General features: G+C 66.8%; 25 protein-coding genes and 1 pseudogene. 14 read left to right on the forward strand and 12 right to left on the reverse strand.

Features of this window, described 5'->3' with window-relative positions; all coding sequences use genetic code 11:
* The first annotated feature begins 145 nt into the window (after window positions 1-145).
* The 3 genes from C491_RS11355 to C491_RS11365 are packed head-to-tail and all read left to right on the forward strand — an operon-like array spanning window position 146 to window position 3,383.
* The gene (locus tag C491_RS11355) at window positions 146-1,048 is read left to right on the forward strand and encodes a 5-oxoprolinase subunit B family protein (protein ID WP_005556302.1); all 903 of its coding nucleotides are present in this window, start codon (window positions 146-148) and stop codon (window positions 1,046-1,048) included.
* Complete coding sequence (locus C491_RS11360; protein WP_005556304.1) at window positions 1,048-2,013, forward strand: 5-oxoprolinase subunit C family protein; 966 nt, start codon at window positions 1,048-1,050, stop codon at window positions 2,011-2,013. Before C491_RS11355 ends, C491_RS11360 begins: the two co-directional genes overlap by 1 nt.
* On the forward strand, window positions 2,013-3,383 hold the full coding sequence (locus tag C491_RS11365) for an acetyl-CoA carboxylase biotin carboxylase subunit (protein WP_005556306.1): 1,371 nt from the start codon (window positions 2,013-2,015) through the stop codon (window positions 3,381-3,383). The genes C491_RS11360 and C491_RS11365 overlap by 1 nt, the downstream gene beginning before the upstream one ends.
* 24 nt (window positions 3,384-3,407) lie before the next feature.
* Here the strand turns inward: C491_RS11365 and C491_RS11370 are convergent, their stop codons facing one another.
* The 6 genes from C491_RS11370 to C491_RS11395 form a co-directional block, all read right to left on the reverse strand.
* Window positions 3,408-4,169: a LamB/YcsF family protein gene (locus C491_RS11370; protein WP_005556308.1), complete on the reverse strand. Its 762-nt coding sequence runs from the start codon at window positions 4,167-4,169 to the stop codon at window positions 3,408-3,410.
* Window positions 4,170-4,287: 118 nt separating this feature from the next.
* Window positions 4,288-5,190 carry an HFX_2341 family transcriptional regulator gene (locus C491_RS11375; protein ID WP_005556310.1) on the reverse strand — a complete coding sequence of 301 codons (903 nt, stop codon included), beginning with the start codon at window positions 5,188-5,190 and terminating at the stop codon, window positions 4,288-4,290.
* 53 nt (window positions 5,191-5,243) lie between these two features.
* On the reverse strand, window positions 5,244-6,881 hold the full coding sequence (locus C491_RS11380) for a bacterio-opsin activator domain-containing protein (RefSeq protein WP_005556312.1): 1,638 nt from the start codon (window positions 6,879-6,881) through the stop codon (window positions 5,244-5,246).
* Window positions 6,882-6,975: 94 nt separating this feature from the next.
* A complete protein-coding gene (locus tag C491_RS11385; protein WP_005556314.1) occupies window positions 6,976-7,578 on the reverse strand; it encodes a hypothetical protein in 603 nt (200 codons plus the stop codon).
* A gap of 59 nt (window positions 7,579-7,637) precedes the next feature.
* Window positions 7,638-9,107 carry a sodium:solute symporter family protein gene (locus C491_RS11390; RefSeq protein ID WP_005556316.1) on the reverse strand — a complete coding sequence of 490 codons (1,470 nt, stop codon included), beginning with the start codon at window positions 9,105-9,107 and terminating at the stop codon, window positions 7,638-7,640.
* Window positions 9,104-9,373: a DUF3311 domain-containing protein gene (locus C491_RS11395; RefSeq protein WP_005556318.1), complete on the reverse strand. Its 270-nt coding sequence runs from the start codon at window positions 9,371-9,373 to the stop codon at window positions 9,104-9,106. Before C491_RS11395 ends, C491_RS11390 begins: the two co-directional genes overlap by 4 nt.
* A 172-nt stretch (window positions 9,374-9,545) precedes the next feature.
* Between C491_RS11395 and C491_RS11400 the strand changes: the two genes are divergently transcribed.
* The 3 genes from C491_RS11400 (at window position 9,546) to C491_RS22935 (ending at window position 12,072) form a co-directional block, all read left to right on the forward strand.
* The gene (locus tag C491_RS11400) at window positions 9,546-10,334 is read left to right on the forward strand and encodes an ArsR/SmtB family transcription factor (RefSeq protein ID WP_005556320.1); all 789 of its coding nucleotides are present in this window, start codon (window positions 9,546-9,548) and stop codon (window positions 10,332-10,334) included.
* Window positions 10,335-10,463: 129 nt separating this feature from the next.
* Entirely contained in the window at window positions 10,464-11,825 is a 1,362-nt protein-coding gene (dnaG, locus tag C491_RS11405; protein ID WP_005556321.1) for a DNA primase DnaG, read from the forward strand.
* An 88-nt stretch (window positions 11,826-11,913) separates the two neighbouring features.
* Window positions 11,914-12,072 carry a hypothetical protein gene (locus C491_RS22935; protein WP_160167150.1) on the forward strand — a complete coding sequence of 53 codons (159 nt, stop codon included), beginning with the start codon at window positions 11,914-11,916 and terminating at the stop codon, window positions 12,070-12,072.
* Here the strand turns inward: C491_RS22935 and C491_RS11410 are convergent.
* On the reverse strand, window positions 12,069-13,394 hold the full coding sequence (locus C491_RS11410; protein ID WP_005556323.1) for a DUF92 domain-containing protein: 1,326 nt from the start codon (window positions 13,392-13,394) through the stop codon (window positions 12,069-12,071). The genes C491_RS22935 and C491_RS11410 overlap by 4 nt on opposite strands.
* Before the next feature lie 148 nt (window positions 13,395-13,542).
* On the opposite strand from C491_RS11410, the gene C491_RS11415 reads away from it, so the two are divergent.
* Window positions 13,543-14,148: an undecaprenyl diphosphate synthase family protein gene (locus C491_RS11415; RefSeq protein WP_005556325.1), complete on the forward strand. Its 606-nt coding sequence runs from the start codon at window positions 13,543-13,545 to the stop codon at window positions 14,146-14,148.
* Window positions 14,149-14,170: 22 nt separating this feature from the next.
* Here the strand turns inward: C491_RS11415 and C491_RS11420 are convergent, their stop codons facing one another.
* From C491_RS11420 to uppS, 4 genes are all read right to left on the reverse strand, one after another.
* Window positions 14,171-14,995 carry an ABC transporter permease gene (locus tag C491_RS11420; RefSeq protein ID WP_005556326.1) on the reverse strand — a complete coding sequence of 275 codons (825 nt, stop codon included), beginning with the start codon at window positions 14,993-14,995 and terminating at the stop codon, window positions 14,171-14,173.
* A complete protein-coding gene (locus tag C491_RS11425; RefSeq protein WP_005556327.1) occupies window positions 14,992-15,663 on the reverse strand; it encodes an ABC transporter ATP-binding protein in 672 nt (223 codons plus the stop codon). Before C491_RS11425 ends, C491_RS11420 begins: the two co-directional genes overlap by 4 nt.
* 72 nt (window positions 15,664-15,735) lie before the next feature.
* Window positions 15,736-15,960: a hypothetical protein gene (locus tag C491_RS11430; protein ID WP_005556329.1), complete on the reverse strand. Its 225-nt coding sequence runs from the start codon at window positions 15,958-15,960 to the stop codon at window positions 15,736-15,738.
* 49 nt (window positions 15,961-16,009) lie between these two features.
* Window positions 16,010-16,942, reverse strand: a complete 933-nt coding sequence (uppS, locus tag C491_RS11435; RefSeq protein ID WP_005556331.1) for a polyprenyl diphosphate synthase — start codon at window positions 16,940-16,942, stop codon at window positions 16,010-16,012.
* Between the two features lie 120 nt (window positions 16,943-17,062).
* On the opposite strand from uppS, the gene C491_RS11440 reads away from it, so the two are divergent.
* From C491_RS11440 to C491_RS11470, 7 genes and pseudogenes are all read left to right on the forward strand, one after another.
* Window positions 17,063-17,467, forward strand: a complete 405-nt coding sequence (locus C491_RS11440) for a DUF5778 family protein (RefSeq protein WP_005556333.1) — start codon at window positions 17,063-17,065, stop codon at window positions 17,465-17,467.
* A 98-nt stretch (window positions 17,468-17,565) separates the two neighbouring features.
* Window positions 17,566-18,021 (forward strand): annotated as a pseudogene (locus tag C491_RS11445) (aldehyde dehydrogenase family protein); the annotation flags it as partial.
* Window positions 18,022-18,150: 129 nt separating this feature from the next.
* A complete protein-coding gene (locus tag C491_RS11450) occupies window positions 18,151-18,807 on the forward strand; it encodes a precorrin-2 dehydrogenase/sirohydrochlorin ferrochelatase family protein (RefSeq protein WP_049891791.1) in 657 nt (218 codons plus the stop codon).
* On the forward strand, window positions 18,804-20,117 hold the full coding sequence (gene hemA, locus C491_RS11455) for a glutamyl-tRNA reductase (protein ID WP_005556338.1): 1,314 nt from the start codon (window positions 18,804-18,806) through the stop codon (window positions 20,115-20,117). The genes C491_RS11450 and hemA overlap by 4 nt, the downstream gene beginning before the upstream one ends.
* A 51-nt stretch (window positions 20,118-20,168) precedes the next feature.
* Window positions 20,169-20,450: a 4a-hydroxytetrahydrobiopterin dehydratase gene (locus C491_RS11460; RefSeq protein WP_005556340.1), complete on the forward strand. Its 282-nt coding sequence runs from the start codon at window positions 20,169-20,171 to the stop codon at window positions 20,448-20,450.
* Complete coding sequence (gene lwrS, locus C491_RS11465) at window positions 20,450-20,842, forward strand: LWR-salt protein (RefSeq protein WP_005556342.1); 393 nt, start codon at window positions 20,450-20,452, stop codon at window positions 20,840-20,842. The genes C491_RS11460 and lwrS overlap by 1 nt, the downstream gene beginning before the upstream one ends.
* A gap of 56 nt (window positions 20,843-20,898) precedes the next feature.
* Complete coding sequence (locus tag C491_RS11470) at window positions 20,899-21,570, forward strand: HAD family hydrolase (protein WP_005556344.1); 672 nt, start codon at window positions 20,899-20,901, stop codon at window positions 21,568-21,570.
* Here the strand turns inward: C491_RS11470 and C491_RS11475 are convergent.
* Window positions 21,530-22,174: a helix-turn-helix domain-containing protein gene (locus tag C491_RS11475; protein ID WP_005556346.1), complete on the reverse strand. Its 645-nt coding sequence runs from the start codon at window positions 22,172-22,174 to the stop codon at window positions 21,530-21,532. The two genes, C491_RS11470 and C491_RS11475, sit on opposite strands and share 41 nt — an antisense overlap.
* Window positions 22,175-22,205: the final 31 nt, after the last annotated feature.

Below are 22,205 nucleotides of genomic sequence, written 5' to 3' on the forward strand. Positions count from 1 at the left end.
GACTTTGACAAAGCCAACCCAGCGACAGTCGCCCGCAAATCTGGCTGTAGCGGGCCGTTGGCGAAATTAGTACCTCCAGTGATAGTTCTACAGCCGCACTATAGTCGGTATCTATACAGTGGTAACCGTTCTCTCACCGGGTGGGATGAGTGACCGAACGATAGCGAAACAGGAGCTGCCGTCTCCGCGGTACGAGTACGGCGGAGACGACTGGGTGTTCGTCGAACTCGACGAGGCGATGAGTTTCGACGCGAACTTCAAGGTGCAGGCGATCACACAGGAGATCCGACGGAACAGTCTCGAGGGGGTCGTCGAGGTCGCGCCCTCGAACGCTTCCTACCTGATTCAGTTCGATCCGGCGGTCCTCCACCCGGACGAGTTGATCGACGAACTGAAATCGCTCGAGGACGAGATCGACGTCGCTGAGTACCAGTGGGAGGCTCGCGTATTCGATATTCCGGTCTTCTACGACGATCCGTGGACTCACGAGACGGTGATGGACTTTCGAGAGCGCCACCAGGATCCGGACTCGACGGACCTCGAGTACTCCGCCGAGATCAACGGCTTCGACTCCGTCGAGGCGTTCGTCGACCATCACTCCGGCGCGCCACACCTGGTGACGATGATCGGCTTCGTCCCCGGGCTCCCGTTCTGTTTTCAGATGGTCCCTCGCGACGAACAGATCGAAGTTCCGAAGTACGAACAGCCGCGGACGGCGACGCCGAGCCGAGCGATCGGGTTCGGTGGCGCGTTCACCGCGATCTATCCCGTCCCCGGGGCCGGCGGCTATCAGCTCTACGGTCGAACGCCCGTCGAGGTGTTGGACGTCGATCAGGAGCTCTCGGGCTTCGAGGAGTCGATGGTGCTCCCGAACCCGGGCGATATTCTCAGCTTCCGACAGATCGACCGTGAGGAGTACGACGCGATCCGCGAGGCGATCGAGAACGGAACGTACGAGTACAACTACGAGCGAGTCGAGTTTGAACCGCAGGCGTTCTTCGAGGATCCACGCGACTACAACCAGCGGCTGCTAGAGGTGCTCGAGTGATGCGTATTCTCGACGGTGGACTCGTGACGACCGTCCAGGACACCGGCCGGTACGGCCACTATCATATCGGCATGCCACCCTCGGGTGCGATGGATCAGTTCGCCCACACGGTTGCCAACTGGCTTGTCGGAAACGACGATTCCGAGGCGACGCTCGAGATGACGTACGTGGGCGCGGACGTCGAGTTCGAAGACGACGCCGTCTTCGCCGTCACCGGTGCGGACATGGACCCCTCGCTCGAGGACGAACCGGTCCCGACTTGGACGGCCGTCCGGGCCGAGGCCGGCGACACGCTCAGTTTCGAGTTCGCGAAGGAAGGTACGCGCTCGTATATCGCAGTCGCCGGCGGGATCGATGTCGAACCGGTGATGGAGAGTCGGTCGACGTACACCTTGATCGGAATCGGCGGCCACGAGGGGCGATCGCTCGAAAACGGCGACGAACTGCCCATCGGCGAGCCGGCGGCGGATGCCGACGCGACGGTCGGCACCTCGATCGACGAGGAGAACCGACCGGACTACTCGACGACTGAGATCAACGTCGTGATGGGACTCTGTGATTACCGGCTCACCGACGAGGGACGACGGCGGTTTCTCGACGCCGACTGGACGATTTCCGACGAGGCTGATCGGGTTGGTTACCGGTTCGAGGGGCCTGATATCACCGATATGTTCGAAGAGCGCGAGCAGCCGTTCGGTGCCGGACCGGACGTCACCAACGTCGTTGACCTCGGCTATCCGGTTGGTTCCATCCAGATGGCCGGACAGCCGATTATTCTGATGCGAGACGCCGTGACGGGCGGCGGATACGTGACCATCGGGACCGTCGTGAGCCCCGAGCGCGACGCGCTCGCTCAGTGCCGAACCCACGATACCGTCGATTTCAACGCCGTCGGCGCCGAGGAAGCTCTCGAGATCGGTCGCGAGCGAGACGATCTTCTCGAGGAAATTCGGAGGTCGTTATAGTGGGAGCTCCCCGAAAGACGATCGACAAAGTACTCGTTGCGAACCGAGGCGAGATCGCGGTTCGCGTGATGCAAGCGGCGACCGAACTCGGAATCGAGACGGTCGCCGTCTATAGTGACGCCGACGAGACGGCAAAACACGTCTGCCGCGCCGACGAGGCCGCTCACGTGGGCTCGTCCGTTGCCAACAAGAGCTACCTCGATCAGGACTCGCTCATGGAAGCGGCGGCCGAGACCGGCGCCGACGCGATCCACCCGGGCTACGGTTTTCTTGCGGAGAGCGAGTCGTTCGCTCGCCGCGTCGAGGACTCCGAGTTCATCTGGGTCGGACCGCCGGCGGACGCGATGACCGACTTCGGCGAGAAGACCAAGGCTCGAGCCATCATGGACGAGGCCGGCGTCCCGATCGTTCCCGGAACCGACGAACCGGTCGACGACCCGGAGCGGATCGAAGCGTTCGCCGACGACTACGGCTACCCGGTCGCGATCAAGGCCGACGGCGGTGGCGGCGGACGCGGGCTAAAGGTCGTTCGCGGACCCGAGGACGTCGACGAACAGTTCCGGAAGGCCAAACGCGAGGGGGAGGCGTACTTCGACAACGACGCCGTCTACGTCGAACGCTTCCTCGAGAACCCGCGTCACATCGAGGTGCAGGTGATCGGTGACACTCACGGGAACGTGCGACACCTCTACGAGCGCGACTGTTCGGTCCAGCGCCGCCAGCAGAAGCTCATCGAGGAGACGCCCTCTCCCACCATCGACGAGGAAACTCGAGCGGAACTCTGCGAGGCCGCCCGAGCGGGCGTCGCCGAGGCCGGGTACAGCAGTGCCGGTACCGTGGAGTTCCTCTACGAGGACGGCGAGTTCTACTTCCTCGAGGTGAACGCTCGGATCCAGGTCGAACACACGATCACCGAGGCCGTAACGGGGATCGACGTCGTGAAAGAGCAGTTCCGAGTCGCCGCCGGTGAGACGCTGTCGTTCGAGCAGTCGGAGGTCGAACCACGGGGCGTCGCGATGGAGTTCCGAATCAACGCGGAAGATCCTTTCGACGAGTTCAACCCGACGCCCGGTACCCTCGAGACGTATCGTCCGCCAACGGGAATGGGAATCCGCGTCGACGACGGCGTCAACGAAGGCGACAGGATAACCCCCTTCTACGACTCGCTCGTCGGCAAATTCGTCGTCACTGCCCGGGACCGGACGGAGGTCCTCGAACGCAGCAAGCGCGCGCTCGAGGAGGCCGAGATCGAAGGGATCTCGACGACGATTCCGTTCCACCTCGCGGTGCTCGAGGACGAGGTGTTCGTCGGGAGCGACCACACGACGAAGTACCTCGATCGGCAGTTCGACGGGCTGGACGACTCCTGATCGAACGGGGGGTGAACGATCTGTTCACACCAGCTCGTCGAGGCGAGCCAACTCGATCCCCTCCGCCTCGAGTCGATCGTGGATCGTCTCGAGCAACTCGACCGAATTCGGACCGTCACCGTGGATACAGATCGACGACGCGGGAACGTCGATCGTCGTTCCGTCGACGGCTTCGACCTCTCCACGTGTCGCGATGGAAACGACCCGATCCGCGACCAGGTCCGGATCTTTCGGCTTGACTTCCTTCTCGACGATGAGCGTTCGATCGGGGTTGTAGTCGAGGTCGACGTAGCCCTCGAAAACGGCGTCCAGCTCGTCGAACTCCTGGGCGACTTCGTAGATGTTCATGTCGGTTGCCAGGTAGACGAGGCCGGGGTCGACCTCCAGAATACCCTCCATGACGGCACGACAGTGGACGTCGCTCTCGGAGAGCATCGAGTACATCGCGCCGTGCGGTTTGACGTGCTGGACCGACACGTCGTGGCGGCTCGCAAACGCCATCAGTGCGCCCAGCTGGTAGACGACGTAGTCACGAACCTCGTCGGGAGTCGCGTCGATCGTCCGGCGTCCGAACCCCATCCTGTCCGGGAGACCGGGGTGGATACCGATCCCCACGTCGTGTTCTGCGGCCAGTTTGACGGTTTCGCGAAGGACGTGCGGATCGCCCGCGTGGTATCCGCCGGCGATGTTCGCGGAGGTGATGTACGGCATTACCTCCTCATCGCGACCAATCGTCCAGTTCCCGAAGCTCTCCCCCATGTCGCAGTTGATGTCGATTGCAGTCATCGTTGACGTTGGTGTGTCGTACGTTCGGTACCCTCACACTTGAGGGTCGCGAGAGCGACTACCGAACGGACTCCGATCGGCGCTGCCACGACCGTCGAAGCGCGCCGGCCCTACGGTGTTATCGCTCCGAGGCGTCGTTCGAGTGCGCTCGCACCCACAGCTCGCCGATTCGCGAGAGACGCGTCCGATACGATTTCCCGTGTTCCTCGCGCTCGATGTACCCCTTCCCGCCGGGACCGAGCCGATCGACGTTGTAGATCACCTTCGAGCGGAAGCTGTCGGTGTACTCCTCGTTGAGTTCGCGGGCGAGCGCCTCCGCCAGCTCGGAGACCGAGGCGAACTCGCCGTCCTCGCCGAGCTTGTACAGGATGAGCTCCTCGAACGGCTTGACGTTCGAGAAGGAGGCGACCGGCAGCTCGACGACGTGGTGGCCGTCGATCTCCTTGGCGCCGATCGTCGTCCCGCGTTCGTCGAACTCCGCGAGCAGCGAGCGGGCGCTCTCGAGTCGCCTCTCGATCCGTTCGTCCTCGAGGTCGCCCTCGCGCTCGAGGTCCCGGAGCAGGTCGATCCCCTCGCGCAGCTCCTCGGCGAGCTCGGTCTCCAGGTACTTCTCCGGGGCGGTGTAGTAGGTGTGGATCGACTCGCGATCCTCCTGGCGTTCGACCATCAGCGAGTTCGCCGCGGTCGCGAACGCGAAGCTGACGGTGCGGGGCATCGCGGCGACGTTGACCCAGACCTCGTGGCCTCGGTCGAGTTCGGCGCTGATGAGGTTGTACGCCTGCTCGAACGCCTCGTCGTAGTCGTAGACGTCCTCGAGGACGAACCGTTCGGTCTCGGCGCCCAGCAGGTTCCGGAAGTCGGTCTCGAGCTTCCCGGAGAGGTGTCTGGAGTACTCGACGTTTGCCTCGCTGCCGACGGCGCCCTCGAGCAAGACGACGCGGTCGACGTCGATCTGATCGCGAACCAGCGGCGCGATCAGCCGGTCGTAGTCGAAGCCGACCGGGACGATGTGCGTTTGCATGGCCGATACTTCGTCGGCGTCGTAATGAAACCAGTGAGAACTGTCGCGATCGATCAGCTCGAGTCGTCCGTCGACGGGCGGGCGGATTCGACGTCGGTTCGCGTCGTGTCGGGTTCGTCGACGACCGCCGCGACGATCTTCTGCTGGGCCGAGCGGAGGTGTTCGTGGAAGGTCGCGGGCGTGATACCGAGCGTCTCGGAGATGTCCTCGCCGGAGCTGTGTCGGGGCCACTCGAAGAAGCCGGCGTAGTAGGCCGTCTCGAGCACGGTGCGCTGGCGGTCGGTCAGGACGCCGTAGAGGTGGTCCTGGATCTGGGCGATCGACTCGTTCGTGGGCGTGACCTGCCGCCGGGCGACGTTCGTCGCGTCCGGGTACACGTCCTGGATCGCCTCGGTCGCGGCCCGGACGTCCGCGCTCTCGGGCAGGTGGATCGTCATGCGGTAGTCGCCGCCGTCGATGGCCGCCGATTCGACGTAGCCGCCGTGGGAGGCGATGACCGAGAACAGCGGCGGCGACGTGATCGTGAGCTCGAAGGTAATTTCGCCGGCCGACTCGTCGAGGATCGCCACGTCGTCCCAGTGGGGAACTCGCTCGACCAGCGCCTCGACCTCCGGGAACGCCTCGACGCTCGTCACGCCGTACTCGAGAAACTGCTCGTCGTCGACCCGAACGACCCGTTCGAACGAGACGTGTCGGTCGGTCATCTTCGGGCCGTCGAACATGTCGACCGCGTTCTTGATCTCGTACTCGAGTTCGATCAGCTGATCGCCCATCAGGGCGCGCTTGCGCTCGATGGCGGCGATCGCGTGGCCGAGGATCTCGCCGAGCTGGCCGATCCCCTCGCCGACCTCCTCGGTGAAGGCGTGTCGGTGTGCGCTCGTCACGCCGAGGACGCCGTAGAGGCCGCCGCCGTGGACGATCGGAATCGCGGCGGCTGATCGGTAGCCGAGCTCGCGGGCGTCCTCGCGCCAGGGCTCGAAATCCGGGTCGGTGAGGACGTCGTTCGACACCTGTAGCCGCTGCGTTCGGATCGCCCGCCCGGCCGGTCCCCGACCCGACGGCTCGTCGGGATCGGTCGAGAGGGGAATGCGTTCGACGTAGCCCTCGATGCCGGCCTCGATCCGCTGGGTTATCTCCCCCGTCGCCGAGTCGACGCCGGCCACGAACGCGAACTCGTACCCCGGTGTGTCCGCCAGCGTCTCGCAGGTCGTCCGCTCGAGCTCCGCCCGGCTCGCGTCGGTGACGATCACGTCGTTGATCGCCCGCATGACCTCGTAGACGCCGTTCATCGCCTCCATTCGTTCGCGCTGGCGCTCGAAGCGCCGCTCGCGTTCCCTCCGTCTGCTCACGTCCCGGAGACAGCCCGTCAGACCCGAACCGGTGGGCTCGAGACGCACCTCGAGCCAGGTCTCGGCGGGCTCGTGGTAGGTGTCGGCCGTGACCGACTCCCCGTTCTCGAGCGCCCGTTCGTGTGCGTCGTCGAACCGCGAACGAAGCCGTTCCGCGATCGGCGTCCCCGTTCGGTCGGTGTCGAGAAACTCGCCGACCCGATCGTTGGCGAAGACGCACTCGAGGTCGGCGTCGAGTACGTACACGCCGACCGGGAGCCGATCGAGAAGCACCCTGGCGGTTTCGACGTCGCCGCTTCCGGGCAACGCCGCGGTTTCGCTGGGATAGGGGTCCTCCTCCATAACTACAGAGCGTCGCTCAGCGGTATAAGGATACTACATTATAAATGAGGGATGGTTGGCGAATACTACTCCGCTCGATCGGTGTGCTTTCCCACTACTCGGAACTCTTATCGGGGTCGACCGAACGGATCAGCGACGCGATCGTCTCGCGGTCGCGCTCGGGATCGACCTCGAGTGCGTCGAGGCTGTCGGGTGCCTCGAGCGGGAGCGTCCCCCCGGCCATCCCGTAGGCGTCGTCGGTCGGCCAGATGGCGACGTTCGCCTCCGCCGCGAGCGACTCCCGGTCGGTCTCGAGGGCGGGCGATAGCGGATAGCTGGCGTCGAGGACGTACCACCGCCCTTCCGTCCCGTCGGGTCGTTCGAACGAGAGCGTCTCGCGGGTGTCCTCGACGGTCAGGCCGTCGTCCTCGACGAGGTCGACGAACTGCGACCTTGCCTTCGGGGCGGCCTTCGAGAGCACCGACGTGGGCGAGACGCCGACGGACGACAGCGACGGCGAGAACCGCATATCGACGGTAAACAGCGAGCGAACGGGGATGTCGCTCGAGCCGAGTGCCGCGAGTGCCGAAGCCGTTTCGGCGGGCTCGTACACCGTCGTCTCGGCGGTGATCGACACGAGCAGGACCTTCGACTCCCCGGTACGGGTGCCGGCACGGTGCCACGTTCCGGCGACTGACTCCGGCAGCGCAGACGTCATCGACGACCAGTACGCGGTCGGCCCCTTTCGGTGTGTTGCTCTCGTGTGCCGCCGGTGGGTCAGTCCGCCTCGAGCCCGTCGAAGTAGATCGCCCGGCGCTCGTCGGGCGCCGGCGTCGTCAGCAGCGAGACGGCGACGGTGACGACGAGCCCGAGCCCCATCCCGACGAGGCCGGCGGTCCAGCCCGCGTACGTGCTCGGGACGATCGAGGTGAAGAGACTCGAGAGGTAGAACACCTGGCTGGCGAGGATTCCCGCCGTAATCCCGGCCCGAGTCGTCTTCCGCCAGTAGAGGGCGACCATCACGGGGAGGGCGAGCTGGGCGAAGCCGCTGAACGCCGCGTCGCCGAGTTCGAACAGCGTCGCGGGGTTCCAGAGGCTCGCGAGGAAGGAGGCAGTGGCGAAGCCGACGACGCCGATCCGGGCCAGCAGATCCTCGCGGCGCGCCGAGAGGTCCGTGTCGACGAACGGACGGTACAGATCCCGCGTGAAGTACGACGAGCCCGACAGCAGCATCGAGTCCGAGGAGGACATCATCGCGGCCATCGCGCCGGCGATGACCAGTGCGGCGAACCAGACGGGCGTGTACTCGGCGAGGATCACGGGGAGGACGTTCTCGCCCTCCGGAATCGCGACGTCGAGCCCGCGGGCCCAGGCGCCGAGCAGGAACGAGGGGACGAACAACAACACGCACAGCAGCGGCCAGAGCGCGAACGAGCGCTTGAGCACTTTCTTCGAGCCCGCGGCGAAGAAGCGCTGGTTCACCTGCGGGAACATCGCGACGCCGAAGCCGATCGTGATCGCCGTCGAGAGCATCCACTGCACCGTGTAGAAGTCGCTGCCCAGCGCGAGATGGTGGGCCGCTTCAGCCTCGAGCGCGCTCGAGGCCGCGCTCGGGCCGCCGACGACGGCGAGCACCCAGACGAGCGCGATCCAGGTGGTGACGAGCATGAACGCGCCCTGGAGGGTGTCCGTCCAGGCGATCCCCCGGAAGCCGGCGACGACGACGTAGAGGATCATGAAGGCGGTGATCAGTCCGGCGCCGACGGCGTACGGGACCGTCCCCTCGGTCAGTGCCTGTAAGGCGGTGCCGGCGCCGACCTGCTGGAGCATCACGTACGGAAACAGCCAGAGCAGGCTGACGCCCGCGACGAGTCCCCTGAGTCGGCGGGAGGCGAACCGATCGCCGAGCATCTCGCCGAGGGTGACGTACTCGTACTGTCGGCCGAGCAGCCACTGTTTGTAGCCGATCACGTACCAGAGGATCGCGAAGATGATTCCGTCCATCAGCCCCATGACCAGCACCCACTCGGGGCCCTGCTCGTAGGCGACGTTCGGTCCCGCGAAGAACGTAAACGCCGACAGCAGCGTCGCGAACGTCGTAAACAGCAGGACGATCGTTCCGACGGTGCGGCTCGCGAGGTAGAAATCCTCGGCCGTCCGATCGGTCAGACGGTAGGCGACCAGCCCGATCGCGAGCGCCAGCAGGAGGTAGCCGACGATGATCCCGAGCTGGATCGCGACCGTCACCGCCGCTCACCCCCGGCGTCGACCCTCGAGCCCGAACCTGGAGAACCGCCGCTCGAGTCGCTATCGGATTCGATCCCGAGCCCCCAGAATCGGCGGGCGAACAGCCAGAAGACGAGCGAGGCCAGCCCCATCCACCCGACGTGCCACCAGAGCCAGAGCGGAACCCCCGCGACGAGCGTCGCGTCGCCCCAGAGAAACCACGGGATCGTGAGCGCGCTCAGTCCGATCGCAACGGCGATCCATCCCCACAGCGCCGGGCGTGACATACGTCGCCGTTCGTCTCTACGTGTGTAACTGTTTCTGTTCGATACCGACTATTGAATAACTTTTTCCATCGGTCGATCAGTTCCCGTCACGTCCGTCGACTGTCGTTGGGTGAAACCGGCGTTTCAACGAGGAAAAGGGGTATATGTGTCGGGAATCGAATGGGTACAACACATGGCTCGGCTGTTTCCCTTCCGGTCGGAGCCGGAGTCCGAGGAGGGACAGCCCCGAATCGTCGACCTCGAAGGGGAGGACGCCGACGCGGTGTTCGGCGCCCTCTCGTCGACGACCGCCCGCCGGATCTACGCGCGGGTCGACGACGAACCGAGCACGCCAAGCGACATCGCGGAAGCGATCGATTCCTCGATTCAGAACGTCCGCTACCACCTCGAGAACCTCGAGGAAGCCGGGTTAGTGACGGTCGTCGACACCTGGTACTCCTCGCGGGGCAACGAGATGAGCGTGTACGCGACGACCGACGGTCCGCTGATCGTCACCAGCGACGAGTCGAAAGCCTCGCAGCTTCGGGCAGCGCTCTCGCGGTTCGTCGGCGGCCTTGCCGGGCTGGCGGGTGCGAGTCTGCTCGTTCAGTACGGCGTCACCCGCTGGTTCGGCGGGGGAGCCGAAACGGCCCCGGGAGCGGCCGACGGCGGGGACGCAGCCGACACCGCGGAGGACGAGGCCGCGAGCGACGACGCGGAGACCGAGGACGAGGAGGTGGGCATCGCCAGCGAGGACGCCGACGAGCCGGATCGAACGGACGACGCCGCGACGGACGACTCCGGAGCGAGCGAACCGAACGGTGATGGCGCCGAGGGGATCGACGCGATCCTCGAGGGTGGCGGCGAGACCGCGGAGGCGGTGTTCGTGACCGTCCCGCCGGGACTGCTGTTCTTTTTTGGCGGACTGGCGGTGTTGCTCGCGGTTACGTGCTACTGGTACTGGAGCCGACCCGCCTACTGACATCGACTGCCACACCGCTCGGACGCCTCTAGGTCAACAGCTATTTGCGTCTCACCGCCCTCACTCTAGGTAACTTCCCGGACGCGCGGTCTCGTCTCGGCGTCCCCGGCCCGTCGGGGGCAGATCTCCATGGAAGACACCTCGAAATACCACATCCACGCGAACGTGACGGCTGACGGGGTGGTCGAGCGAAGCGACGTCGTCGGTGCGATCTTTGGCCAGACGGAGGGCCTGCTGGGCGACGAACTCGACCTCCGCGACCTTCGTCAGTCACAGAAAGTCGGCCGTATCGACGTCGAAATAACCAGCACCAAGGGTCAGTCACACGGAACCCTCACCATCGCGACCAGCCTCGATAAGGTCGAGACGGCCACGCTTGCGGCCTCGCTCGAGACGATCACCCGAGTCGGTCCCTGCCGGGCCTCCCTCGAGGTGCGCGAGATCGAGGACGTCCGTACGGCCAAACGAAAGGAGGTCGTCGATCGGGCGAAGGAGCTACTCCGAACCGGGTTCGACGACTCGATGATGAGCTCCGAGGAGATCCTCGCGGAGGTTCGCCAGCACGTCCGCGTCGAGGATATCACCGAGTACGAAGGGTTGCCCGCCGGTCCGCGAGTCACCGACAGCGACGCGATCATCGTCGTCGAGGGGCGCTCGGACGTGCTGACGCTGCTGAAGTACGGCGTCAAGAACGCCATCGCCGTCGAGGGGACGAACGTCCCCGACGCGGTCGCCGAGTTGACCCGCCACCGCACGGTCACCGTCTTCCTCGACGGCGACCGGGGCGGCGACCTGATCTTCGAGGAGCTCTCCCAGGTCGGCGACATTGACTACGTCGCCTTCGCCCCCGCGGGCGAGTCCGTCGAGGAACTCGACCACCACCAGCTGTTTGCCGCGCTGCGAAACAAGGTCCGCTACGACAGCGTCTCCGGACTCAGCGAACCCCGGGAGGCCGTCGCCGCAACGGATGGGAGCGCAACGCCGGCACCGCCGGCGTCGTCGCCCCGCACGATCGACGAGGAGTCCTCGAGCGACCCCCAGACCGGGTCGAACCGCCAGGCTGACGCGAACCGGTCGTCCGGGGCGGACTCGAGCGCTGCCGGAGAAACCGAGTCGACGACGGAGACGGATTCCTCGGAAGCCGAACCAGCGACAGCCGAATCGTCCGTCGACGAGGGACCACAGACCGTCTACGGCCACGGGACCGTCGTGATCGCCGGCGACACCGATCAGGTCCGGTTCCTCGACGCCGACGGTGACGTCCTCGAGGAGGCGCCCGCGGGCGACGTCTACGACGCGCTCGAGGCGGCCGAGACGGTGCCGACGACGATCGTCCTCGACGAGATTCTCGACCAGCGGCTGCTGGATCTCGCTGCCGACCGGGGCGTCGACAGAATCGTCGCCCGCTCGCTGGGCCAGTTCACCAAGCGGCCGACCGCAGTGCAGGTCCACGCGGTCGACGATATCGCGGACACACCGCCGACAGAGTGAGCCGCGTTCTCACAGCGTTTGTGAGCCGCTCGCAGCGACCTCGTCGTCCGAGGAGTTGATAGCCGAGCGGAACCGAGCCCGGACGACCATGTCCCCATCCGCGTTCGCCGCGATCGCCCTGCTCGGCGTCTGGGTGCTGATGATGTTCGCCGTCACCGCCGCCACCGGCGAGGATCAGCTCCGCGCCACGGCGTGGTTCGACGACTCGACCGCCGACCGTCGCGAGGGCTCGAGGCGGAAGGATTAGCCGAGAATCGCGAACGACAGTCCGAGCAGCGCACAGATGATCGCGCCCGACAGCGTCGCCAGAAAGTTGACGCCCTGGTTGCCCAGCAGCGGCCCCTCGAGGGTCGCCCCGAGGAGGCTGTCGACGGTCATCCCGACGAAGCCGGCCGTGACGATGATCGCCGCGCCCACGACGCCGACCTCGGCGAACAGCGCGTAGGAGATGACCGCGACGATCGCCGCGCCGACGACGCCGGCGATCTCCCCCTGCCAGGTGACGCCGCCGTCGGTACCGGGCTCGACGGGCTCGAGCGTGGTGATCAGCCGCGGCTGTTCGAAGACGCTGCCGATCTCGCTCGAGAGGGTGTCGCTCATCGCAGTTGCGACCGAGCCGGCGAACGCGAACAGGAACAGCTCGGCGTCGATCGGGAGGAAGGCGGCCTCGCTGGCTGCGTACCCGAGGACGGCGACGAGCCCGACGGCCGCGTTGCCGAGGACGTTGCCGGTGCCGCGGGCGCCGTTGTTGTCCTCGGCGACCCCCAGATCCTCCTTGCGGTCGTAACGGAACTTCGTCGAGAGCCCACCGATCGCGAAGAAGGAGATGAGGACGACGAACCAGCCGTAGCCGCCGAGGACGATCGTCAACAGCCCGAGCAGAACGCCGGTGAGCATGCCGGCGATCGACGCCGTCTCGAGGGCGTAGGAGGCGTAGCCGAGCGCGGCGGTGATCGCCAGCGCGATCGCGATCTCGGCGGCACCGAGGGCCGGATCGAGCTCCGCGAGCAGCCAGAGCAACAGTCCGACCGACAGCATGACGACGGGATCGTCGTAGAGCAACAGAACGTCACGGAGGAGCGCGGCGAGCAAGGCGCCGCTGGCAGCGAGAAACAGGATCGTCGGCAGCGCGGACGGGATCGAGCCGCCGGTAACGGCGACCGTCGCCGCCTGGCCGACGACGGCCGCGACGGTCGCGATGAGACAGAACCCCGCGGCGTGGACGACGTCACTGTCGCTTCGCGTTCGGACGAGACGCTCGCCGAAGTTCCCGTAGCCGATCAGAAACACCGTCCCGACGAATATCGCGCTCGTCATCGAGGACTGGACGGCGAGCAAGCCGAGCGCGACGCCGGCGAGGACGAACGCGATGAGTCCGTAGAGGCGCCCGTCCTCGTAGTCGTCGGGATAGGCGAGTAGGTCGAAGATCGGTCCGTCCGTAACGGCGACCGCTCCGAGCAGGACGACCGCGGCCAGCGCCGCCGCGATCTCGGGACCGAAGAGCGGAACGGCGAGCGAGAGCGTACACAGCAGCGCGAAGACGCCGGCTCGCCGGACGGGTTCTGTCACGGTAATCGGTCCTTTCTGTGGGGATTACTTGAACCTTCGTGAACCGGCTCGAGCCCGATTTGTGGCGGGTAGCGGGGCTGAAGCGGGCGTCTGACGGAGCCGAATCGAACCCGTAACCGGTATGCCACCGGCCCGGAAACGGGAGGGCGTGGGTCTGTACGAGCGCTACCTCTCCGTTCGCATCGGTCGTCACGACGCCGACAGCCCCGACCACGTCGCGCTCGTGATCACCGAACGCGACCTGCTCGAGCGCGGGGCCTACGAGACGCTCTCGGCGTTTTTCGACTGGGCGTTCGAGTACGCTACCCGCGTGACGGTTTACGTCAGCGTCCTCGACGCCGCCGCCATCCCCGCCCTGCGGCGAGAGCTCGAGGCCGTCAACGCCCCTCGAGAGGTCGCCGTTCGCACGCCTGACGATCCCAGCCGGGCCGACGCCGCGATCCAGATCGGGATCGGTCTCGGCGGGAAACACGAGTTTACGAGCGCCGTGCGAACGCTGGCCGAGAGCGTCGACGCCGGCGAGCTCGAGCCCGCCGAGATCGACGACGAGCGCGTTGAGGACCACCTCGTCTTCCCCGCCGAACCCGACCTGGTGATCAAGACGGGCGCCGAACGGCTCTCGGATTTCATGATCTGGCAGTCCGTCTACTCCGAGCTCTACTTCACCGACGTCAACTGGCGGGACTTCCGCAAGCGGGACTTCCTGCGGGCGGTCCGGGAGTACTGTAACCGCTCGAGGCGGTTCGGGCGGTAGCTCGGACGGACTTCCGTCCGTCTCACTCGTCGATCGCGTCGACGACCGCCTCGTCGAGCTGCTTCGCGTCGGTGAACACCCGACGGCTGAGCAGGACGGTGTTAGCGACGACGGTGAGCCCGCCGGCGGCGAACAGCATCAGCATGATTGCGAACTGGTACTGCGCGGCGTAGATCGGGTTCTCGCCGGCGATGATCATCCCCGCCATCAGCCCCGGAATCTTGACGACGCCGAGGCTCTTGATCCCGTCGATCGTCGGGATCAGCGCCGCGTAGACGCTGGTCGAGACGTACTCGGTGACGGCCTCGTCAGGGGAGGCACCGACGCTCAACAGCGCCTCGATCTCCGCCCGGTTTGAGGCGATCTCTCCGGTGAACCGGTCGAGCGCGAGCGAGTTCGTCTGCATCGCGTTGGCGATGACCATGCTTCCGATGACCAGCAGATCCCGCATCGTCATCTCGATGGCGCCGGCGGCGGCCATCGCCACGATCGTCAGCCCCGCGCCGAACCCGATCGAGGCCAGCGACGTCCCGAACACGCCCGGCAGCGCGGTTCCGCGCTTGTAGGAGATGTAGGCGGCGACGACGATCATAAAGGCGAGAACGACGGCCGCCCAGGCGAGATGCGCCGCCAGCAGGAGACTGATCACCGCGCCGGCGGCCACCACCTGAACCAGCCCGCGGACGGCCATTGCGACGATCTCTCGTTCGAACCCGAGCTGCCGGGCGTAGATGATCCCCAGGACGACCGCCGTCAGCGCCGCCGCGATCGCGATCTGGACGAACCCCGTGACGATAACGGGATCGGCCGCGTGTTCGAGGACCCGCTCGAGACCCGGATCGGTCACGCGAGGACCTCCTCGGGACGTCCCTCGGCGATCACCCGCCCGTCCTCGAACTCGGCGACGCGGTCGCCGAGGCGCTCGGCCTGGGCGGTATCGTGAGTGACCAAGACGCAGGTCAGCCCCTCCGTTCGGATCAGGTCGCCGAGGAGCTCCTCGACTCGCGCTTCCGTCTCCGAATCGAGGTGGGAGGTCGGCTCGTCGAGCAGGAGGACCTCGGGATCCACGTAGAGGGTCCGGGCGACCGCGACGCGCTGTTGCTGGCCGCCGGAGAGGTCCTCGACGTCCCGTTCTGCGGCGTTCGGTAGCTGCACCCGGTCGAGCAGCGCCGCGACGCGCTCTTCGTCGACCGGTTGGCCCCGAATCAGATCGCTCGCAGCGACGTTCTCCCGAACGGTCCCCGGCCGGAGCGCGGACTCCTGAGGAACGAGGCCGACCCGACGCCGCAGCTCCTGGGGATCGATCTCGTGGTAGTCGACGCCGTCGAGGTACACCGTTCCGTCGGTCGGTTCGTCCAGGCGGTTGAGCAGCCGCAAAAACGAGGACTTTCCAGCCCCCGAGGAGCCGACGACCGCGAGGACCGTCGACGCCGCGACGCGAAGCGAGACGTCCTCGAGGATCGGTTCACCGCCGACGACCCTCGTGAGCGACTCGGTCTCGAGCTTCGAATCCATCGTACGAGGATCGCTCGGGGCGGGCAAAAGTCGCTGCGGTCGGACCGGGCGACCGGCCCGTTCGGGACGGGGCTACGGCTCGAGGTCGGGGTCCGGAAACTCGACGTAGGCGAACAGCGTCACGAGGATTCCGACGGTCAACAGGACGAAGCCGCCGCCGATCGCGAGAAACTCCGCGGGCTGGGTGTGGTCGGCGGCCGTCTGGGGGTGGCGAAGCACGCCGGCGCTCCCGAGGAGCAGGAACGACGCGAGCCCGATCCCCGTCGCGGCGAGTCCGACCGCGAGCTGGCGGTCCATACCCGGCGTTGGGGCCCCGTCCGATTGTAGGTTTCGAGACACGGCGGACTCAGTCCGCGGCGGGACCGCTCGAGTCGACTCCCTCGAGTTCGTCCTCGTCGGGCTGTTCGGCGGTCGGCAGCGAGTCGCGGAACCGGTCGACGATCGAGCGGGCCTCCGCGAGTTCGGGATCGCTCATCGCCCCGAGCAGGGCCAGCGCCCGGCGGGCGCGGGTTCGGCGCCAGGACTCCTGGCGGTGTTCGTACGTCCGGATCCCGCGCAGGAAGTCGGGCTTCGAGAACTCGGGCCAGTAGGGAGTACAGAAGAACACGGCGGCCTCGTTGCCGTTGGCGTGCCAGGGCAGGAAGTTCGAGGTCCGCTCGTCGCCTCCGGTTCGGATGATGAGGTCGACGTCCCGAACCGGCTCGTCGTACAGCCGGCGTTCGATCGCCTCGACGTCGATCTCCTCGGGGTCGACCTCGCCTTCCTCGACGTCTCTCGCGACCCCACGGGCTGCCTCGAGGAGCTCCGAGCGGCCGCCGTAGGCCAGCGCGATGTTGAGCACGAACCGATCGTAGTCGGCGGTTCGCTCCTCGGCGTAGTCGACGGTTTCCTGGACCCGATCGGGCAGTCGGTCGACCGCGCCGAGCGCGCGGATCTTGACGCCGTTGTCGTGGACGCGCTCGGCGTCGGCGAACTCCCGAAGCTTCTCACAGAGCAGGTCGTACAGCGCCTCGCGCTCCTCGGCCGGCCGATCGAAGTTCTCCGTCGAGAACGCGTAGAGGGTGAGTTCCTCGACGCCGACCTCCTGGCACCACTCGAGGACGTGCTCGGTCGTCTCGGCGCCCGCGCGGTGGCCGTCGGTCGCGTCCGCTCCCTGCCGGCGTGCGTACCGACGGTTCCCATCCTGAATCACGGCGACGTGGGTCGGCACACCGTCGATCTCCCTCGAGAGGAGTTGCTCGTACGCCGCGTCCACGCGCTCACGGAGCCACCGATTCATCACTCGACGTGACGAGGACCAGAAGTATGTGTCTTGTGTGTTACTCAGCGGTATCGATACGCACTGACACACAGAACGCAATCGTGACCGCTATCTGGTCGGAGGTTCTCGTCTCGGCCGATGAGCGACACACTCGACGACGATCTCTACCGGCGAACGAAGGCGTTGCTCGAGCCCGGCGAGGTCGAGCTCAACGGCGCGATCGTCCACACCGACTACGACGGCAGCGAGGACGTCCGGATGATGCAGGCGACGATCGACGTCGGCGATATTATCGCCGAGCACTCGGGGTACGACCCGAAAGACTGCTACGTCTACTCGGGTAACGACGACCCCGACTTCTCCTCGAACCAACACCAGGGACTTACGCTCGAGGACGAGGAGTTCGTCTGGGAGTGCCAGCAGCTGCTCCGGGAGGGTAGTTTCGACATCGTCATCTACTACGAGGCCAGCGCCGACCACGAGGCGATCCTCGAGGATATCCGGGAGCTGGGCCACGACGTCACCGGCGTCGAGGGCGAGTAGCGGGCGAACGACGTCGAGGCCGGTGAGAAGCCGGCCCCGCCGCGGTCGCCGCAACCGACAGCCGGGTTCGCCGTCCGTGACCGTTTTTTCTCGACGCGACCGAGCGCGCCGAGTCGCTGCCGGCCGGCAGCGCCCACGACGACGACACCGTCGTCAGCCCGATCGTCGGCGACTCCCTGGTCGTCGCGCCGACGGTTCTCTCCGGAGTGACGAACGACATGGCCGCCGCGTGCAACGAGCACTTCGGCCCCATCGCGCCCGTGATCCCGTTCTCGGATATCGACGAGGCCGTCGACCTCCACAACGCCGTCGAGTACGGCCTCTCGGGGTCGGTCCACGCGGGCGACGTCGGCGCGGGACGGCGGATCGCCGACCGCCTCGAGACGGGGATGGTCCACGTCAACGATCAGCCGATCAACGACGAGGCCCACGTCCCGTTCGGCGGCACCGGCGCCTCCGGAACCGGCAGCTACAACGCCGAGGCGTTTCTGGAGGAAGTTACCGAGCGAAAGTGGCTCTCCCTGCAACACGACGCCCGGGAGTACCCGTTCTAGACCCGCCGATTCGCTTATCCGGGACGCGACCCGACGGTCCCGTATGCGTCGACCGTCGTTCCCGCGGTGACCGCGGCGGACGACAGCCGGATCGCCGTCGATTCGGCGATGCGATCGTTCGATACCACCATGATTCCGCTACTTCACGACTTCACGGGGGCGACGGTGCTCGTCTTCGGCGGCGGCCCGGTCGGTGCGCGAAAGGCCCGGCGGTTCGCCCGCGAGGCCGAGGTGATCGTCGTCAGTCCGGCGTTCGCCGACGAGCGCTTCGGCGATGCCGAGCTGGTCCGAGCCGCGCCCGGGCCCGGCGACGTCGGCGACTGGCTCGAGCGCTGCGAGCCCGCCCTGGTCGTTGCCGCAACCGACGACGAGGCGATCAACGAGGCGGCCGCGCGGGCCGCACGGGAGCGCGGCGTGCTCGTCAACCGAGCCGATCGCTCCGGCGAGCGAGATCCCGGGAGCGTCGTCGTCCCCGCGACCGTCCGCGAGGACCCCGTCGTCGTCTCGATCGCGACGGGCGGAACCGCCCCGGCACTGAGCAAACACCTTCGCCGGGAGCTCGAGGACCAGCTATCGGGCGCCAGCGAGATGGCCCGGGTCTGTGCAGCGCTGCGGACGGAGCTCAGATCGCGGGACGTCGATCCGGTCCGTCGGCGCGAACTCGTCGGCGATGTCGTCAAATCACCGGATGTTTGGACAGATTTACGTACCGGAGCCTCCAAGCCATCCCAAGTGATCGAGGACGTGCTGAGTGAGGAACGGGCGACGGAGGGTGATCTGCCATGAGTGGGGTTATCACGGCCGCACGCGTCACACACGACAGCGGGAGCGTCGACGATCTCGCGGCCGCGAGCCCCGACAGCCAGCGAGCAGCCGTCAAAGCACTCTGTAGCGTTCCCGAAATCGAGGAGGCGTACGTCGTCTCGACGTGTAATCGGGTCGAGGCCTACGTCGTCTCGAGCGACGCGACGCTCGGCCGGGCCACGCTCGAGGAGTTCTTCGCGACGACCGACGACGACGCGCTGGTCGTCACCGGCCACGACGAGAGCCTGCGCCACCTGCTCCGGGTCGCCACGGGACTCGAGTCCGTCGTGCTCGGCGAGGACCAGATCATCGGTCAGGTCCGGACCGCCTACGAGGACGCCCGCAGCGGCGGCGGCATCGGGCCGATGCTCGAGGCCGCCGTCACGAAGTCGATTCACGTCGGCGAGCGCGCCCGAACGGAGACCGCGATCAACGAGGGCGTCGTCTCGCTGGGATCGGCCGCAACCCGGCTCGTCGCCGACGACGTCACCCTCGAGGGGGCGACAGGCCTGATCGTCGGGGCCGGCGAGATGGGCCAGCTGGCGGCCCGGAGCCTCGTCAACGCCGACGTTTCGGAGCTGCTCGTCGCGAACCGTACCGTTGACCGTGCCGTCCACCTCGCGGACGAGCTCGCCGTCGACGCCGACGCCGTCCCGCTCGGGGCGCTTGCTACCGTCGCCGACGACGCCGACGTCGTGATCGCGGCGACGGGCAGCGACGAGCCCGTAGTCGAGCCACACCACCTCGCGGATGAGAGCGAACAGGTCGTCGTCGATCTGGGCCAGCCACGCGACGTCGCGCCCGCAGTCGGCGGCCTCGAGTCGGTGACGGTGTACGATCTCGACGACCTCGAGTCGATCACCGACGAGACCCGCGAACAGCGCGCTGACGCCGCGAGCGAGGTCGAGGCGATGATCGACCGCGAGTTCGAGCTGCTGTGCGATCAGTACAAGCGGGCCCGCGCCGACGAGGTTATCGCCGCAATGTACGAGTCGGCCGACCGGATCAAGGAGCGCGAACTCGAGCGGGCGATCGCCGAACTCGAGAAGGGGAACGGCTCCCAGCGCGAGGTGCTCGAGGCGATGGCCGACTCGATGGTCAACCAGCTGCTGGCTCCGCCGACGAAGAGTCTGCGGGAGGCCGCCGCGGAGGACGACTGGAGCACGATCAACACCGCCCTGCAGCTGTTCGACCCCGACTTCGGCGGCGAACCGCCGCGGTCGCCCTCGATCGCCGCGATGGCCGAACTCGATCCCGCCGACGTTCAGGTCGGCGTCACCGACGACGACTGACCACGATCCAGACGGCACAACCGTTATTTTCGTCCCTTCCGTTCGTCCGCTATGGCAGACCTGCTTTCGGACGACGAGATCGACGCACAGTTGCCCGACGGCTGGGAGCGCGAGGACGACGAGATCGTCCGCACCTACGAGTTCGACGACTACCTGCAGGGCGTGAGCTTCGCCGGAGACGTCGGCGAGGTCGCCGAGGAGCAGTTCCACCACCCCGAGATCCGCATCCGCTACGAGGAGGTCGAGGTGCGGCTGACCTCCCACGAGGAGGGCGGGATCACCGACGCCGACATCGAGATGGCGGAGCTGGCCGACGAGGAGTACGGCGGCTGATGGACGCCGCCTACGTCTTCCGCGTTCAGCTTCGGCTCGAGCCGGCTACGGGAGGCGTTCGGGTCGACGGCGACTCCGGCGAGACGACGGTGACGGTCTCGCGGGACGCGCCGGAGCCGGGCACCGAGGGATGGCTATTCTTCCGGAATACGCTCTGGCGGGGCGAGGTCGGCGACGAGGAACACGCCAGGCGCCTGGCCGCCGACTGGCTCGGCGAGCCCCTCGGCGCGATCGAGACCGTCTCCTTTCGGGAGCTGCGAACCGACGAGGCCTACCTCGAGGCGCTGAAGGCCGAGATCGCCGACGACCTCGAGGCGTTCAACGCCGACGACGTCTCCGAGGTGCTCTCGAAGTATCTGGGCTCGAGCATCCACGTCGTCGACCGGGCGTAGCGCGGTCCGCTCGAGCGACACACATTTACTCGCGAATCGCGTAGGTAGTCGTCCGAATGGTCTCCGAATACGACTACTGGCTGCTCGACCTCGACGGCACCCTCATCGACGTCGAGTGGTCCTACACCCGGGAGGTGTTCGACCGGGTCGGCGACCGCCTCGGTCGCGAGTTCACCGACCAGGAGGCGGACATCATCTGGAGCGGACTCACCGGCTCCCGCGACCGCCAGCTCGAGGCGTGGGGGATCGACCCCCACGAGTTCTGGGAGGCGTTCCACGCCGAGGAGGATCCGATGGTGCGGGCCGAACAGACGTACCTCCACGACGACGCCGCCTTCGTCGCCGACCTCGACGTCCCCGTCGGACTCGTCACCCACTGCCAGGAGTTCCTCTGTGAACCCGTACTGGACAACGTCGGGATCCGCGACTGGTTCGACGCCCGCCTCTGCTGTACCGAGGAGACGGGCTGGAAGCCCGATCCCGAACCCGTCGAGTCCGTCCTGCGGGAGCTCGGCGTCGCACACAACGGCCACCGAGGCGTGCTGGCCGGCGACGGCGCGAACGACGTCGGCGCAGCCTGGAACGCCGGGCTCGACGCCATCCACGTCGAACGGGTCGGCCACGAGCGCCGCGGCCAGTGCGTCCTCGGGGATTACCGCGTCGAGTCGTTCGACGAACTCCCCGGCATCAGGTCTCCGACTCGCCGACCGGCTGGATCTCCTCGTTGACGAGCGTCTCGTAGGCGCGACGCAGCCGTTCGGACAGCGCCTGATGAGAGATCCCCAGCTCGTCGGCCAGCTCCTCCATCGAAATCTCCCGCGGGATCTCGAAGTAGCCCTGCTCGAGGGCGGCCTCGAGCGCCTCCTCCTGTTCGCCGGTGAGCCTCGTCGTCGAGGGCGCCCCCGGCGTAACGTCCGTTACGCGCCGGAGGTCGACGCCGATGCCGCGGTCGACGAGTCGATCGTGGGCCCGACAGAGCGCCTCGCGGTCCCGATACCGAACGCGAGCCTGCCACCAGCCATCGGTTCCCCAGCCCTCGAGCAGCGAGCCGCCGTCTGCGAGCAGCCGATCGCAGACCGTTCGTCCCTCGACGAACGTCACGTCGTACAGCAGCCGCTCGCTCGTCTCGACGAGCAGGTCGTAGGTTCCGACCGACGGGTCGTCGGCGAGGGCGGCGTCGACCGCCGTCCGTTCGGCGTCGGCGATCCAGAGACAGGGCTGTGAGCGCGAGACGGCTGCCTCGAGTTCGACTCGTAGTTCTGGAAGTCGATCGAACGTGGCCTCGAGCGTCGTGTCCGCGGCCGGGATCCGAAACTCGGCGATGGTCGACATCGGGCTCCGTACACCGCGGGAGCGTAAAAAT

This window comes from Natronococcus amylolyticus DSM 10524, from assembly GCF_000337675.1.
GTDB lineage: Archaea > Halobacteriota > Halobacteria > Halobacteriales > Natrialbaceae > Natronococcus > Natronococcus amylolyticus.

Excerpts from the sequence above, each read along its gene's own strand:
- C491_RS11355 (WP_005556302.1), top strand. The coding sequence starts at position 146 with ATGAGTGACCGAACGATAGCGAAACAGGAGCTGCCGTCTCCGCGGTAC.
- C491_RS11360 (WP_005556304.1), top strand. The coding sequence starts at position 1,048 with ATGCGTATTCTCGACGGTGGACTCGTGACGACCGTCCAGGACACCGGC.
- C491_RS11370 (WP_005556308.1), bottom strand. The coding sequence starts at position 4,169 with ATGACTGCAATCGACATCAACTGCGACATGGGGGAGAGCTTCGGGAAC.
- C491_RS11375 (WP_005556310.1), bottom strand. The coding sequence starts at position 5,190 with ATGCAAACGCACATCGTCCCGGTCGGCTTCGACTACGACCGGCTGATC.
- C491_RS11380 (WP_005556312.1), bottom strand. The coding sequence starts at position 6,881 with ATGGAGGAGGACCCCTATCCCAGCGAAACCGCGGCGTTGCCCGGAAGC.
- C491_RS11385 (WP_005556314.1), bottom strand. The coding sequence starts at position 7,578 with ATGACGTCTGCGCTGCCGGAGTCAGTCGCCGGAACGTGGCACCGTGCC.
- C491_RS11395 (WP_005556318.1), bottom strand. The coding sequence starts at position 9,373 with ATGTCACGCCCGGCGCTGTGGGGATGGATCGCCGTTGCGATCGGACTG.
- C491_RS11400 (WP_005556320.1), top strand. The coding sequence starts at position 9,546 with ATGGCTCGGCTGTTTCCCTTCCGGTCGGAGCCGGAGTCCGAGGAGGGA.
- dnaG (WP_005556321.1), top strand. The coding sequence starts at position 10,464 with ATGGAAGACACCTCGAAATACCACATCCACGCGAACGTGACGGCTGAC.
- C491_RS22935 (WP_160167150.1), top strand. The coding sequence starts at position 11,914 with ATGTCCCCATCCGCGTTCGCCGCGATCGCCCTGCTCGGCGTCTGGGTG.
- C491_RS11425 (WP_005556327.1), bottom strand. The coding sequence starts at position 15,663 with ATGGATTCGAAGCTCGAGACCGAGTCGCTCACGAGGGTCGTCGGCGGT.
- C491_RS11430 (WP_005556329.1), bottom strand. The coding sequence starts at position 15,960 with ATGGACCGCCAGCTCGCGGTCGGACTCGCCGCGACGGGGATCGGGCTC.
- uppS (WP_005556331.1), bottom strand. The coding sequence starts at position 16,942 with ATGAATCGGTGGCTCCGTGAGCGCGTGGACGCGGCGTACGAGCAACTC.
- C491_RS11440 (WP_005556333.1), top strand. The coding sequence starts at position 17,063 with ATGAGCGACACACTCGACGACGATCTCTACCGGCGAACGAAGGCGTTG.
- C491_RS11450 (WP_049891791.1), top strand. The coding sequence starts at position 18,151 with ATGATTCCGCTACTTCACGACTTCACGGGGGCGACGGTGCTCGTCTTC.
- hemA (WP_005556338.1), top strand. The coding sequence starts at position 18,804 with ATGAGTGGGGTTATCACGGCCGCACGCGTCACACACGACAGCGGGAGC.
- C491_RS11460 (WP_005556340.1), top strand. The coding sequence starts at position 20,169 with ATGGCAGACCTGCTTTCGGACGACGAGATCGACGCACAGTTGCCCGAC.
- lwrS (WP_005556342.1), top strand. The coding sequence starts at position 20,450 with ATGGACGCCGCCTACGTCTTCCGCGTTCAGCTTCGGCTCGAGCCGGCT.
- C491_RS11470 (WP_005556344.1), top strand. The coding sequence starts at position 20,899 with ATGGTCTCCGAATACGACTACTGGCTGCTCGACCTCGACGGCACCCTC.
- C491_RS11475 (WP_005556346.1), bottom strand. The coding sequence starts at position 22,174 with ATGTCGACCATCGCCGAGTTTCGGATCCCGGCCGCGGACACGACGCTC.